The sequence below is a fragment of the Candidatus Sulfidibacterium hydrothermale genome (genome assembly GCF_020149915.1).
In the GTDB taxonomy this organism is placed as follows: Bacteria; Bacteroidota; Bacteroidia; order Bacteroidales; family F082; genus Sulfidibacterium; species Sulfidibacterium hydrothermale.
In genome coordinates, this window is the sequence record NZ_CP083760.1 from 144737 (window position 1) to 159426 (window position 14690).

Annotated in this window: 8 protein-coding genes; 1 reads left to right on the forward strand and 7 read right to left on the reverse strand. The window is 40.4% G+C overall.

Annotation, left to right across the window (positions count from 1 at the left end; all coding sequences use genetic code 11):
• Positions 1-96: 96 nt before the first annotated feature.
• From LA303_RS00570 to hflX, 7 genes are all read right to left on the reverse strand, one after another.
• Positions 97-3447 (reverse strand): PKD domain-containing protein, encoded by a 3351-nt coding sequence (locus tag LA303_RS00570; protein ID WP_240525998.1) that lies wholly within the window; start codon positions 3445-3447, stop codon positions 97-99.
• A gap of 117 nt (positions 3448-3564) precedes the next feature.
• Positions 3565-4425 (reverse strand): lipocalin family protein, encoded by an 861-nt coding sequence (locus LA303_RS00575; protein WP_240525999.1) that lies wholly within the window; start codon positions 4423-4425, stop codon positions 3565-3567.
• 33 nt (positions 4426-4458) lie between these two features.
• On the reverse strand, positions 4459-6210 hold the full coding sequence (locus LA303_RS00580; RefSeq protein WP_240526000.1) for a WD40/YVTN/BNR-like repeat-containing protein: 1752 nt from the start codon (positions 6208-6210) through the stop codon (positions 4459-4461).
• A gap of 63 nt (positions 6211-6273) precedes the next feature.
• A complete protein-coding gene (locus LA303_RS00585) occupies positions 6274-6693 on the reverse strand; it encodes a hypothetical protein (protein ID WP_240526001.1) in 420 nt (139 codons plus the stop codon).
• 150 nt (positions 6694-6843) lie between these two features.
• Positions 6844-7599, reverse strand: a complete 756-nt coding sequence (locus tag LA303_RS00590) for a LytR/AlgR family response regulator transcription factor (protein ID WP_240526002.1) — start codon at positions 7597-7599, stop codon at positions 6844-6846.
• Between the two features lie 23 nt (positions 7600-7622).
• A complete protein-coding gene (locus tag LA303_RS00595; RefSeq protein WP_240526003.1) occupies positions 7623-10568 on the reverse strand; it encodes a ligand-binding sensor domain-containing protein in 2946 nt (981 codons plus the stop codon).
• Between the two features lie 249 nt (positions 10569-10817).
• Positions 10818-12005: a GTPase HflX gene (gene hflX / locus LA303_RS00600; RefSeq protein WP_240526004.1), complete on the reverse strand. Its 1188-nt coding sequence runs from the start codon at positions 12003-12005 to the stop codon at positions 10818-10820.
• Between the two features lie 273 nt (positions 12006-12278).
• Here hflX and LA303_RS00605 point away from each other — a divergent pair, with 273 nt between their 5' ends.
• The gene (locus LA303_RS00605; protein ID WP_240526005.1) at positions 12279-14630 is read left to right on the forward strand and encodes a TonB-dependent receptor; all 2352 of its coding nucleotides are present in this window, start codon (positions 12279-12281) and stop codon (positions 14628-14630) included.
• Positions 14631-14690 lie beyond the last annotated feature (60 nt).

A 14690-nucleotide genomic window follows, 5' to 3' on the forward strand; every position in this document is an offset into this window, starting at 1 on the left:
GTACGGGTAAATTCACCGGTTTAGATTTTACGAATCTGATGAGGCAAAGTGATTAACCTCTTTTAAAGAAAGAAATAACCACTTCGCCTTCAGGATTTATTTTACAATAACCATTCGTTTGGTGGTACTCTTTCCATCAAATATCAGGCGGTAATAATATATTCCCGGATGCAATGAAGAACCATCAAATAAAACTTCGTGCTTACCAGCATCCATTTCTTCGGAGACCGGTACAGCTATTTTTTGTCCTAAACTATTGAATATAATTAGTTTCACATCCGATTTTTGTTCCAGATTGAAAAAGATGTGGGTTTGGGCATGAAACGGATTGGGATAGTTTTGCATCAACAAACGATCTGTGGTTGCCTCCGGATCATTTATCCCGGTAGTACTTACTTTAATATAATCCGATTTGGTTTCGGTATTATTGTTGGTACCATCTGAAACCGTCAGCGTTACCGTATAATCTCCGGCAGCATTATAAATATGCGACGGATTTTGTTCTGCAGATGTGGAACCATCTCCAAAATTCCAGTTCCAACTGGTTGGGTTTCCCGTGGATTTATCCGTAAACTGAACTTGCAGCGGTGCTGTCCCAGAAGTTACATCACTGGAAAAATCAGCCGACAGAGTTGTAATTTCCTCTTTTTGCAATGTTATTTTTCTGGAATTTCCCTGGTCGGTTTGACAATAATATGCACTATAAATATCTTCTATTTCTGTAGTGGCAGATATCGTATATGTTGAATCGGTTGCGCCACTAATGGCTGTATCGTCTTTATACCACTGATAAGTAGTTGCTGAAGCCACATTGGCTTGCAAAAGAAAACCAGTATAAAGCGAATCCATATTACTGAATATTTGATCTCCCGTTCCGTCCATTATCGTCCAGCCGATGTTCCAGATTCCATTATTCACGACATTGCCACTTACTGAAATCGTCAAGTCGCCATAAGTATTTTCAGCAATAACCCCATTGTTAGTAAAATCACCTGTTACATAAAGCGTACGATAGTAATCGTCTTTAGTCAGTGTATCTTCAACCACAACATTGCCATTGATAAAGTGAATATTACTGCTGGCTATTATTGTTTTCCCTTTTAACTTCACATTCTCCATGTAAACTTCTCTCGAATAAAACGTCTGAATGAAAGCATCCTTCAGCTCGCCTCCCGAACCATCAAAATATATATTATTGAGTATTGATGTTTTTTTCAGGTCCATCTGATAACCGGTACCCGATGCCAGCTTTAGCTTATAAAAACCTCCATCACTGTTTACCCCATAAAAATTACTATTACTGCATTGAAAATCCGATCCGATAACCAAATATGAATTCGTGTCCGACTTCCGAAAAACTATGTTGTTAAATTCTGCTGTAGAACTCATGCTCAGCGTATCATTACTGACTCCTGTAAAAAGAATCTGACCACTCTCCCATTTTCCGTTATTCATGGCATTACCACTTATTGAGATAACAAAGTCGCCATAAGTATTTTCCGTAACAATCCCATTGTTAGTGAAATCTCCAACCACAAAAAGTGTCCGGGTGTAATCATCTTTAGTTAATGTATCCTCAACCACAACATTGCCATTGATAAAGTGGACATCACTGCTGGCTATGATCGTTTTCCCTTTTAACCTCACATTCTCCATGTAAACTTTTCTCGAAGAAAACGTCTGAATGAAAGCATCCTTCAGCTCGCCTCCCGAACCATCAAAATATATATTACTGAGTATTGATGTTTTTTTCAGGTCCATCTGATAACCGGTACCCGATGCCAGCTTTAGCTTATAAAAACCTCCATCACTGTTTACCCCATAAAAATTACTATTACTGCATTGAAAATCCGATCCGATAACCAAATATGAATTCGTGTCCGACTTCCGAAAAACTATGTTGTTAAATTCTGCTGTAGAACTCATGCTCAGCGTATCATTACTGACTCCTGTAAAAAGAATCTGACCACTCTCCCATTTTCCGTTATTCATGGCATTACCACTAATTGAGATAACAAAGTCGCCATAAGTATTTTCCGTAACAATCCCATTGTTAGTGAAATCTCCAACCACAAAAAGTGTCCGGGTGTAATCATCTTTGGTTAACGTATCCTCAACCACAACATTACCATTGATAAAGTAAACATCACTGCTGGCTATGATCGTTTTCCCTTTTAACTTCACATTCTCCATATAAACTTTTCTCGAAGAAAACGTCTGAATGAAAGCATCCTTCAGCTCGCCTCCCGAACCATCAAAATATATATTACTGAGTATTGATGTTTTTTTCAGGTCCATCTGATAACCGGTACCCGACGCCAGCTTTAGCTTATAAAAACCTCCATCACTGTTTACCCCATAAAAATTACTATTACTGCATTGAAAATCCGATCCGATAACCAAATATGAATTCGTGTCCGACTTCCGAAAAACTATGTTGTTAAATTCTGCTGTAGAACTCATGCTCAGCGTATTATCATTGACTCCTGTAAAAAGAATCTGACCACTCTCCCATTTTCCGTTATTCATGGCATTACCACTTATTGAGATAACAAAGTCGCCATAAGTATTTTCCGTAACAATCCCATTGTTAGTGAAATCTCCAACCACAAAAAGTGTCCGGGTGTAATCATCTTTGGTTAATGTATCCTCAACCACAACATTGCCATTGATAAAGTGGACATCACTGCTGGCTATGATCGTTTTCCCTTTTAACCTCACATTCTCCATGTAAACTTTTCTCGAAGAAAACGTCTGAATGAAAGCATCCTTCAGCTCGCCTCCCGAACCATCAAAATATACATTACTGAGTATTGATGTTTTTTTCAGGTCCATCTGATAACCGGTACCCGATGCCAGCTTTAGCTTATAAAAACCTCCATCACTGTTTAAGCCGTCAAAAATGCTGTTGTTGCATTGGAAATCCGATCCGATGACCAAATATGAATTTGTGTCCGATTTCCAAAAGGTCATGTTGTTAAATTCTGCTGTAGAGCCCATGCTCAGTGTATCGTTATTGACTCCTGCAAAAAGAATCTGACTACTTTCCCATCTCCCGTTATTCATGACATCACCACCAATTGAAATAGTAAAATAGCCATAAGTATTTTCCGTAACAACCCCATTGTTAGTGAAATCACCTGTTACATAAAATGTACGGCTATAACCATCTTTGGTTAATGTATCTCCGTTTTCTACAGTAAGGCTATGACATTTTGCAGCATAATCTATAACAACTTTACCTTTAATCACTACATCATCATTTTCTGTTGGCACAACATAACCAACCCATGTTAGCGTATCACTCCAACTTCCGCCGGAAGATGTAGAGGTAATTGTATTGTTTCTACTTTTCTGTGTTTGTGCAAAAAGAGAAAAACCAGTTAGTACGACCAGAATAAACACCGACATTCTGGATAAGACGAATAGAGTAAATTTTTTTTTCATAATATAGTTTTTAAAAGTTAAGGTTCAAAAAGTTAAAAGCCGAGTAGCCATTTTTATATTTCTTACTTGTAAAGTTTTTTACAAAAGATAAAAGCAGTGCAGCTGGCAGACTTCCCCTCATTTTCTAAAAACAAAGGTGGTTGTACCCGACCGACCAGTCAGCTCATTTTGAGCCGTTATTTCATACATTCTGATATAGTTACGATTATTTTTGTTAATAAGTCTTACCGTGTTTCCCGCTATCTCCCAGGTTCCCTCTTCACCGGTGGTATAAGCCGAATTTGTTCTCAGCTGATGCCGGTCAACAAAAGTTTTATTCCGATAAAGTGTAATATACCAGTAAGCCAAAGAATTATTACCGTCAGAACGGCTGACCAACTGATATGTTCCTGCTATTTCGTTGATGGAATGAACAGTTTTTGTATTAACCGGAGCCGATCCGGACAGAGAATTGTCTATATAAAATGAACGGATCATCTCCTTTAGTTCATTTGCTTCTTCTTGTTCGTTTTCTGTCAGGTTTTCCGGTACCATTCCGGATAAAACATATCCTATCCCATTATGAACAGTATAAAAGGTCATCATCGCTACCATATTTTGATTGTGATTAAAAGTATAGATGCCGATTTTACCGGGGATTCCGTTTTGGGTGGTATGATTTTTAAAGGATGTTCTTCTTGTTCCTTCGGGCAACATATTTGTTTCGTAAGTAGTTATCATCAAATCGGTTGTTACCCGTGGATCGATTTTAAAAACACGAATTTGAACAGCAGCATTTTCTTTGGCACTGTAAAAATCATACACTTTATCGGACCCGTCCATATGTGAAGACTGTTTCCATCCGGTCGGAATAGTAATTTTAAATTTGTATTGTGTGTCACAAAGCCACTGGGCTTGTACCGAATTTGTCAATAAAATAAACTGTAATGTCCATAAAGAGTAAAAAACAATTCTTCTGAAAAAGTTATCTGATTCCATTTTTATAATGTTAATTTATTGTTTATTAATGTTTTAATACAGTGGAAACCTTTTTACAAAGGCACCTCTGTAACTATCAAACCGTTTATCGTAATACTGAAATACCGAGCGGCTGGAGGCAACCCATCCAAGGTAAGGTCCGTTAAACTCAAGCGCTACAAGGTTAGCTGTTGTATTTAAATTTCTTCTTTCCCAGGTTTTCCCACCATTTTTTGTGTAAATCAGCGTTCCTTTATCACCTGCCGCCCAGCCTTCCCGGTTATTTATCATGTAAATAGCCCGCAGATTCCTGTTTTGGGCTGCTTCTCTTGCAGATGATTGGGTTTTCCAGGTTTTCCCGCCGTCATGGGTATGAAAAACCAACCCGAATTTTCCACATATCCAGCCGTTATTTTCATCGGTAAAACTCATACCCGCCATATGAAGTGGTGTCCGGAATCCGGTATTGTAATGCACAACCTGCCAACGATTTCCCCCGTCAGTAGTTTTTAAGACGACGCCTACACCGGGAGAAGTTCTGCTTACCAGAATGTATCCGGTATGGGGATTTACCATAATTACTTTTACCAACCGATAACCTGCCGGCGAAATTGCTTTTTTCCATAATTGTCCTCCGTTACGGGTTACAAGGACAATTCCGTCGTTTCCTGCAGCACATCCTCTGTTCTCATCAGCAAAACTTATACTGAGCAGTTCCTGATTGACAGGGGTTTCCTGTTTTTTCCATCGATAGCCATTTAAATTCGAAAACATGATCATTCCCTTTGGTCCGCAAAGCCAATAATGACGGGTTGAAAAAGAAAAAATATCGTTGGCATGATCTGCTGCATAATTTTGATTCCCCGATTTATAGTTGAAACTTTCCCGCTCATTTGATTTACTTTCTCCGTCAAAATGAGTGATATGCGGAGCGAAACTGCTATTTACGCGATACCCGGAGGCATACACCTGATAACTCATCCGGTTTGAATGGAGATGGTTTATCAACAAAGTACTTGCAAAAGGGAGCTTTTCCCAACTCCCGTGCGAAAGCGGAACATCAGCCCAAAATGTATTCTGTTCTGAAATACCGTAAAAGGAGTTTTCTGTTTGAGCTGTCTTTGTCTTAACAGCAGAAACTTTCCGGTTTTTACTGACCCCCTGTGTCCCCCCGGATTGAGTTCCCGAGAACAGGTTGTCCGGAGATTCCGGATACTGTTGCTCTGTTTTTTGCTTTTCCGCAAAAGCGTTAGCTGAAACATGCTGATTTTCTGTTTTTCCGGATGTTTTACGTGAAGATGGCAAACCTTCCAAATCAAACGAATGCAGAATTTTTTGGGTTTCGTCTTGTTTTTCATTAAAAAGAGACGACGGAATGATTACCGTTAAAACATAACCCGATCCACGGTGCAAAATATAGTATACACCAATAATCACTTCCTGTTTGTTGATATGGCTTATATAAGAACCCAAGCCTTTGATACTCCCGCCAGGCAGTATTTTTTTATCAAATGAAAGCCGGCGGCTGTTGGGCGGAAGATAGTCCTTCTCGTACACTCTTGTCAGCAAATCCAGCGATAGACCTTTTATCAGCGAAAAAGCACGAATCTGAATAAAAACATTCTCGTCCGGACTCAAAAAGTCATACACTTTATCAGATCCTTCTGTATAGATATTTGACTTCCAACTGTCGGGAACCGTTATTTTAAAATGGTATTTTCTGTCGGTATAATCTCCGGCAAACAGTTGGTTTGTTATACCGGTAAAAATGAAAATAATGAACAAATAATAGAACCGGAATCGCATAATTATGATTTTTTAAATACTAAAACACAGATTATCAGGACTTAAGTTTTCCTGGGCTTTGATTTACTGTACAGTAAATTTTTTCACTACCGGTTCTTTATCCAAACCTACCAGGGTAATGACCACTTCATATTCGCCGACTGGCCAGCCATTGTTGGGACGCGATAAACTTGCCTGTAAATTCAGGGTTCCTGTTTTGTTGCCTGAGTTCAGGGTTAACGACCGAATGGTAAACTTTTTTTGTCCGTAATAATTCCAGTCAAAGCGCACCTTGGTATTTTCAGGGGCATTTTTTAAATGACAGCTGACGTAAATTTCCGGTGTGTTGCGTGTAAAGGTGGGATTGTCAGAAGCACATTGGTTGTTACTCACACGGGTACACATTTTTACATCGGTAATACGGGCCGAACTGAAATTGAAACTACAAGCCGACAAAAACAAGATCATGGCTGTTACAGAAATACTAAGGAGCGTTTTTTTCATTTTACTTAATTTTAATAGTGAATATTAGATTTTCACTACCAAAAGTAAGATCCGGTAAAGGGAAAAAACAAAAGAAAAGGACAGATGCTTTCGGGTTTTGAGAATTTGCCGGTATTTTTTGAGTATTTACCGAAACCCGACAAGATATTGTTATACAAAAGACTGTAAGGCTTTTAGGAAATATTCTTTTTTTCGCGAGGAAACCGGCAGGCGTTCTCCGGTTTTAAGACGAACCAGTCCCGTACCTTTTTTTTCATAAGCTACCACAAAATTCAGATTGACCAAATGCGACTGATGGATCCGGAAAAAGCCGTAAGGAGTAAGCATTTCCTCCAGCTCTTTCAATGTTTTCGCAATAAGAATAGGATCCTTCTCCCGGACAAATATCTTCACATAATTATCCTGGGCTTCACAATGTACCAGCTGTGCAATCTCCAAAACAAAAACTTTATCGCTTGTATTCAGGATTAGCTTTTTATGAGGATTGTTCCGGTTTATATTATGCAAAACCGTGTCTATTTGCAGGTTGAGTTGTTCTTCTCTCTCCATAACCTGGTGCACTTTATTCATGGCTTTTCGTAATTCATCCGGTTTTACCGGTTTAAGCAGATAATCGAGCGCACTTAATTTGATTGCCTTTAAAGCATACTGATCATGGGCCGTAACAAAAACAATTTTAAATCGTTTTTTGGAAATTTTTTTCATCAGGTCGAAACCGGTTCCGTCAGGCAAATGAACGTCAAGCAAAAGTAAATCGGGAGAAGATTTACGAATAAGTTCCAGCCCTTCTTTTACACTGGATGCATAACCTGCAAGTTCCACTTCGGGACAATAAAAAGTCAGCATATTTTCAATGGCTTTCCTGGCATTTTGCTCATCTTCAATGATTAAAGTCTTTATTTTCATTTGTTGGTTATTTATTTGAAAAATTATATAGGAATATTAAAAGCCACCCGGGTGCCCAGCACTTCTCCGGCAGAATTTTTTATTTCTTCCAGCAGAAAAGTGATTTCGCCACCGCGTTTTTTACGTAATATTTCCAGCCTTCTTTTACAAATAGAAATAGCAAGTGATTCATGTTCTGTTTTTGATCTTTCTTTTTGTTTTTGTCCGGCAGTAAGTCCTATACCATTGTCTTCCAGTTCAAAACGTATCATTCCATTAAGTTGCCGATACCGGATAATTAATCTTCCTTTGCGATCAAGGTTTTTCAGGCCGTGTTCAATAGCATTTTCCAGAAACGGTTGTGCCAGCATAGGCGGAATTTCATATTCTCCATTTTTTAACTCTTCATCTGCTTCAATAACATAATCAAACTTATCTTCAAAACGAAGTTTTTGCAATTTTAAATAAAGAAGAACGGTTTCTAATTCTTTTTCAAAAGGAATTAATTCACTACGACTGTTATCCAAGATCAGCCGGATAAGATGAGCAAAATCAGAAAGATAATTACCGGCCCGATGTATCTGGCTGCTATAGATATAACTTTGTATGGCAAATAATGAATTAAATATAAAATGCGGATTCATTTGCAGCCGCAGAAGTTTTTGATTTAACTCACTGTTAAACAATGAAAGGCGCAGGCTTTTCATCCGCGACCACCAAAAATAATAGGAGAGGGAAAAGAGCACAAATACCAGTAAAACAAAAAACCACCACCGGTTCCAGAATGGTGGAATAATGGAAAGATTACATTCGGCAATATTATTGTATTTATTCCCCAGCTTATCTTCAATCTTTACCCGGAAAATATAATCTCCCGGAGGAACATTCGTAAAATGAGCCTCCCGTTCAGATGAAGGCAGCGCTACCCATTCTTTATTAAACCCTTCCAGCTTATAAAAAAAACGAAAGGTCTGATCGGAACTCCATACATCGGAACCAATACGGATCGTAAAGAAATTTTCTTTGTGGCTCAATTTAATAGTATCCTTATTTTCAATGTCGGCTACCTTTGTTTTATCAAAAACCAACAACGATGAAAGATATACTGAAGGAACTGCCGGATTGAGTTTTACCTTTTCAGCATCCACCAAAGCCATACCATTTTTTCCACCAAAAAGAAAACGGCCATCTTTCAACCGGACACCGGAAGCATGATCTTCATCAAACTTCAATTTCACCGTGGAAGCATAATTGATCATTCCTCCGCTTAAATAATTGTATCGTAGCAATCCCCAATTGGTTAAAAGCCATACCAGGTCTTTATTTTCCGGAAGAATACCATAAACATCCAAATTCTGGAAACGTTCATCCATTTTTATTTTTTTCAGCGAAAGCGGCTCCGAAGTCCCGGTAAAAAGCCCATGGGCACCCACCCATACTTTTCCTGATGGTCCTGTTTTTACAACAAATACTTTTTTCAGGTTCCGGGCATCTCTTTCTTTCAGCAAAGGCAAAAATCCTACAGCACTATCGCCTTTGGGAAAATAAACATGCAGCCCGTTACTGGTAGTACCCACCCAAAGATTTCCTTTTTGATCCATGGATAACGTAGTCATCAGGCGTGAAGGAAAAGGGGGTGAAAACAGAGATGCCAGATTTCTTTTAAAAATTCCCTTTTTATAATCAAAAATAATAAGACCGTCCCCTCCCCAAAAACCAAGATAAAGCCGCCCGTTTTTGTCAAACTGCAAATCGTTATACCAATCTTTGTGCGTATTTTCTTTTCTGTAAGTATAACAGGTAAAAGAAGTTTTCTCAGGATGGAGCTCACCGAATCCCACTCCAGCCCAAAGTCCACAAAACACCTTTCCCTCAGGACTTAACGCAATACACCGAATATTGTCAGAGGGCATTCCTTTTGTATTTTTTGTGTTGAAAACACGATAAGTATTCCGGAAAGGATCGAAATACATCAATCCCGAATGTTCAGTCCCCACCCAAACTTTTTTTCCGGACGAATCAACAGCTAAGGAAGTAATAGACGACGAGACTGGTGTTTCATCCATTTCGGGAATATGGAACATATATTGTACTCCCGGACATTGTCTTTTCAGTACCGATACTCCGTTTTGGGTAGCAATCCAAAGTTGTTGGTAATGGTCTTCAAAAATATCTGTTACCATCGAACCCAATAACGAACCTCGGTCTTGCTCCTCCGGAAAATAGGTTATCAGTTCCCCGTTAACGGGATGATAACAGGCCAGTCCTCCCGAAATATCCAGCCATAAATTTCCATTGTGATCCCGGAAAAATGCCCGTGAAGAGGTGTGTAAAAACGTTTTAAACAGGGCTGTTTTTTTATCGTAAAAATAAATTCCGTCAGTAGAGCCAATCCAAAGATTATTTTTCTCATCATGATAAAAATACGCCACATCCCGTCCTCTTTTCTTTCCTTTGATTTCCACAGACAGACTTTGTGCAATCTCAATCACCCTGTTTTTTTGTTCATCAAGATAACAGGGGCCCAGTGTCCGGCCACCGAGCCATAAAATCCCGTCCCGGTCCCGGTAAAGCGCATGATAAAGATAATATGGCTGGGCAGAAGGCCGGTGTCTAAACATTTTTATAACCTGGAACGTATTCAGATCGAGTTTCCACAACCATCCCTGACGGGTATCAAACCATAACAAGCTATCCCCTTCGGTCAGAATCTTCCGGATGAAAAAGGTATCTGAAACAATCTGGCTCGTATCTGGACCAATTACTTTTTTAAAAACATCTTTCTTATAATCGTAATAACAAAGTCCGTTTCGCGTTCCCACCCACATCCGGCCAAAAGAATCCATTTCAAGACAATAAACGGCCGAAGAAGGCAGAGAGCCCGGAGTCCAGTCATTTTGATAATATTTTACCTTACTCCCATTAAATTTAGCCAACCCTCGGGTACCGGCCAGCCAGATATTCCCGAACCGGTCCTGTTCAATATCCACAATTGTTCCACAGAGAGTTCCAAGGATGGGGGTAAAATCAGTAAACCGGGTATAAATATCCCTGTGTATTTTTTTTATTTCAGGAAATGCATCTGCATGGAAAGAAACCAAAACAAAAAGAAGCAGAAAAAACAGAAGAGCTTTTAACTGACAGTTAGTATTGGTATTACGAGTACGGGCAGTCAATGTAAAAATAGCCTATGAAAAAAAACGAGTTTGTCAATAGGCTATAAAGATAAGAAATAATTTTCAGTACAGAAAATTATTGTACGGATAGCGAACAGCATGGACAGCCCGGATGTGGTCGTACAGCAGTTTTTTAAATTCGGGATAGTTTTCTTTGGTTTTGGCTGAGATAAAAATGCAGGGCTGGTTTTCGCGCGACATCCAGGTAGCCTCGAGTTCTTTTAATGAAAGTCCCTGACCGGAAGATTCGTCGGTTTGGCGCTCTTTTTCGCGCAAGGCATCAATTTTATTGAAAACCATGATGATGTCTTTATCGCCGGCCCCGATTTCCGTCAGCGTTTGCCGGACAGTTTGTATGTGATCTTCAAATTCGGGATGGGAAATGTCAGCTACATGAATCAAAATATCCGATTCGCGTACTTCGTCCAGCGTGGACTTAAACGATTCGATAAGTCCGGTGGGCAGCTTCCGGATGAACCCGACCGTATCCGACAAAAGAAACGGCAGGTTTTCGATAACCACTTTTCGCACGGTGGTGTCGAGGGTGGCAAAGAGCTTGTTTTCGGCCAGAATATTCGATTTACTCAACAGGTTCATGATGGTGGATTTTCCCACGTTGGTATAACCCACCAGCGCCACGCGCACCAGTTTTCCGCGATTTTTTCGCTGAGTGGCCTTTTGTTTGTCGATTTCTTTCAGTCGCTTTTTCAGCAAAGCGATTTTGTCGCGGATAATCCGGCGGTCGGTTTCTATTTCAGTTTCGCCGGGACCCCGCAGGCCGATACCGCCGCGTTGCCGTTCAAGGTGCGTCCACATCCGCGTCAGTCTTGGTAAAAGATATTGATATTGTGCCAGTTCTACCTGCACTTTGGCATGAGCCGTTTGTGCACGGCGGGCAAAAATATCAAGTATCAGGTTGGTCCGGTCCAGAATTTTGCATTCGAGGGCTTTTTCCAGGTTTCGCAGTTGCGAAGGTCCCAGTTCATCGTCGAAAACCACCATGTCGATGTTTTCAGCCTTGACATACTGAAAAATTTCTTCCAGTTTCCCCGACCCCACGTAAGTTTGCGGATTGGGATAGTTGAGTTTTTGCACAAACCGGTGAACCGCCACGCCGCCGGCCGTTTCCACCAAAAACTGCAGTTCGTTGAGGTATTCCGTTACTTTTTCTTTGTTTTGCGACGGGGTAATCAACCCCACCAATACCGCCCGTTCGGGACGATCTTCGCGCTTTTTCTGTTTTTCAATCATAGATATTTTTTGACCCGGCAAAGATAGGGATTTGAAAAAGGCCGGAAAAAAATAAAATCGCCGCCGGATTTCCGGTTACCGGTTTACCTTTTTATTCGTGCCTGCTTACCGACAGAACCTGCCGGTTTACCGAAAAGTCGTTTTCCCCCCGGATATCCGCCTCTACTTTTGCTTTGTTAAACCTAAAAACCCAATAAAATGTATCGAACAATCAACTCTCGGTCTGTCAAAAAAAGATATTTTTTTGTATTTTTCAAAGGCCTGGCTTTTTTCATGCTGTGGATGATAAGCCGTCCGTTATTTGCCCAGGGCACCGTTGAAATTTCAGGACAGATCAAAGGGGCGCAAACCGGTAAAAATTTAACATACTGTTCGGTAGCCGTATTGAATCCGGCTGACAGCCTGATCACCGGCGGCATTACCAACGACAAAGGCTATTTCAGTATTCCTGTTCATCGCGGCCGTTATAAACTGGTTTTCCGTTATGTGGGATATGTTCCGGACACGGTGAACATCGGAACGGTAACCGGCAGCAAATTTTTGGGCATTTACAAAATGAAAAAAGACCTGCGTTCGCTCAACGAAGTGGAAGTAAAGGCAAGCAGCCGCGAAAGCAGTATTGACAAAGACACGCAAATTATCACGGAAGCCATGCGCAAAGGGGCAGCCGATGCCAAAGATGTACTGCAAAAAATTCCGGGATTAAGTTACGACCGTTACAACAATACCATTTCGGTTGACAATTCGAGTCATGTGGTTTTTTTGGTGGACGGGGTAGAAAAAAACCAGAATTACATAAAAAATCTGGCGCCCGAAAGAATGAAAAAGGTGGAAATTATCCGCAATCCCGGCGGCAGATACGGACTGGAAGGTTATTCGGCCATCATCAACATCATCCTGCGAAAAGACTACCAGGGACAGGAACTTTTTGTCAATAACCAGTTACTTATCGACCCCGATCAAAGCAACAGCCATTATTTGCTTCCTCAAAACCGGCTGGATGTAAACTACAATTACTCGTTCAAAAAATTAAATATCTACGCCGGGATCAACAACCGGTTGCAAAATTTTGCCCTGAAAACCGACAACGAAACCCTTTACAGCACCGGCCGGAAAATTACGGAAACACCGCCTAACGCTCAGCCGAACATGATTTTTACCGCCGACGAGACAAATTATACCCTGGGGGCCGACTATTACATCAACCCGCGAAACATCATCAGCTTTGAGAGCAATCTGTCGAATTTTCCCGTTTCGAACCAAAAAACCGATCAGTCCATGCAAACCGATGTTTTTGATGCGGGAAACCTGATCGACAGTTTCCGGTATCAAACCGTTTTGAACAACCACACCAACAGTGCTTACAACACCCTGTTTTATACCGGAAAACTCAGCAACAAAGACAAAATTAATGCCAGTTTCAGTTACAACTATTACCACGAAGATTATGATAATCAAACCGTTTACGAAAATTCGAACTGGCGCAACGAACAGGGAACCAACAAAAAAAATTCCACCAAACTGAATATCGAATACAACCACACATTCAATACAAAAGTCAGTATGCAGGCCGGTTACGACAACACCTGGAAAAAACTAGACAATCACTTTGATGTTACCGGCAGCGATCTTGCCGCCGATACATCTGTTGTTTTCGAGCAAACCGAAACAAGACACAATGTTTACGGTTACCTGTTTTGGAAAGCCGGCAAAAAAACCGGGATTAAAGCCGGTCTGGCCGTTGAATACAGCCATCCGGTTACAGCCGATCAAAATCACACCTACTTTATTTACCAGCCTTACGCCGATTTCAAATACGATATCAGCAAAAAAGCAAGCCTGAAACTCATGTTTCGGTCCGATGCCGATTATCCCAGCATAGACCAGACCAATCCTTTCTACTCGCAGCTCAATCCTACCACCATCAGTACAGGAAATCCCAATTTAAAACCGTCGGTTACCAACAAAATCTCGTTGCGAATCAGCATAAAACAAGGTTTGTTTTCCATCGAACCGTATTACTATTTTTCAAACAATTACATTTCACAAACCGGTTTTCTGCGTCCTGACGGCCTGTTCGAATACACGTACAGCAATATCGGACATTTTGAAGAGAAAGGCATCCAGACCAATTTCACCTTTCATTTCGGGAAACATTTTATCTGGCAAAACAGCTTTAAATTTTACAACAGCAAAATCACTTACGACAATCACGAAAACAACATTTCCGACTGGAGAGCCAATTCGCAGCTCGTTTTTACGGGATTGAAAAATAACGGGGTGATTGTTTTAAATTACCAGCGTACCCAAAGCAAAAATATCAATGCGCTCGGTTATTCGCGTCGCAACAATGATTTTTGGCTGCTGCTGATCCAACAGCCTTTCCTGAAAAACCGGTTGACGGTTATGGCGGGTTATGTGCTGCCGGTAAACTGGGGCGTAAATTATATGCAGGACAACTATGTAAATGCCGACGGATATGAAAAATACAACCACACCGACATCAGCATCCTGAAAAACATGGTCATTCTCAGAATCAGTTACCGGCTGAGCAAAGGAAAAGTGATAAAAGCAAACAAACACATCGAATCCGGAAAAGAAAATCAGGGAAAAGGAATTTTCTGACCTGAGTTTTGCACACAGATTGCAAAAATTCTTAACTCTTGTTTTTTTGAATTATTATCA

Coding starts and splice junctions, on each gene's coding strand:
- LA303_RS00585 (WP_240526001.1), bottom strand. CDS start 6,693: ATGAAAAAAACGCTCCTTAGTATTTCTGTAACAGCCATGATCTTGTTT.
- LA303_RS00605 (WP_240526005.1), top strand. CDS start 12,279: ATGCTGTGGATGATAAGCCGTCCGTTATTTGCCCAGGGCACCGTTGAA.
- hflX (WP_240526004.1), bottom strand. CDS start 12,005: ATGATTGAAAAACAGAAAAAGCGCGAAGATCGTCCCGAACGGGCGGTA.
- LA303_RS00570 (WP_240525998.1), bottom strand. CDS start 3,447: ATGAAAAAAAAATTTACTCTATTCGTCTTATCCAGAATGTCGGTGTTT.
- LA303_RS00575 (WP_240525999.1), bottom strand. CDS start 4,425: ATGGAATCAGATAACTTTTTCAGAAGAATTGTTTTTTACTCTTTATGG.
- LA303_RS00580 (WP_240526000.1), bottom strand. CDS start 6,210: ATGCGATTCCGGTTCTATTATTTGTTCATTATTTTCATTTTTACCGGT.
- LA303_RS00590 (WP_240526002.1), bottom strand. CDS start 7,599: ATGAAAATAAAGACTTTAATCATTGAAGATGAGCAAAATGCCAGGAAA.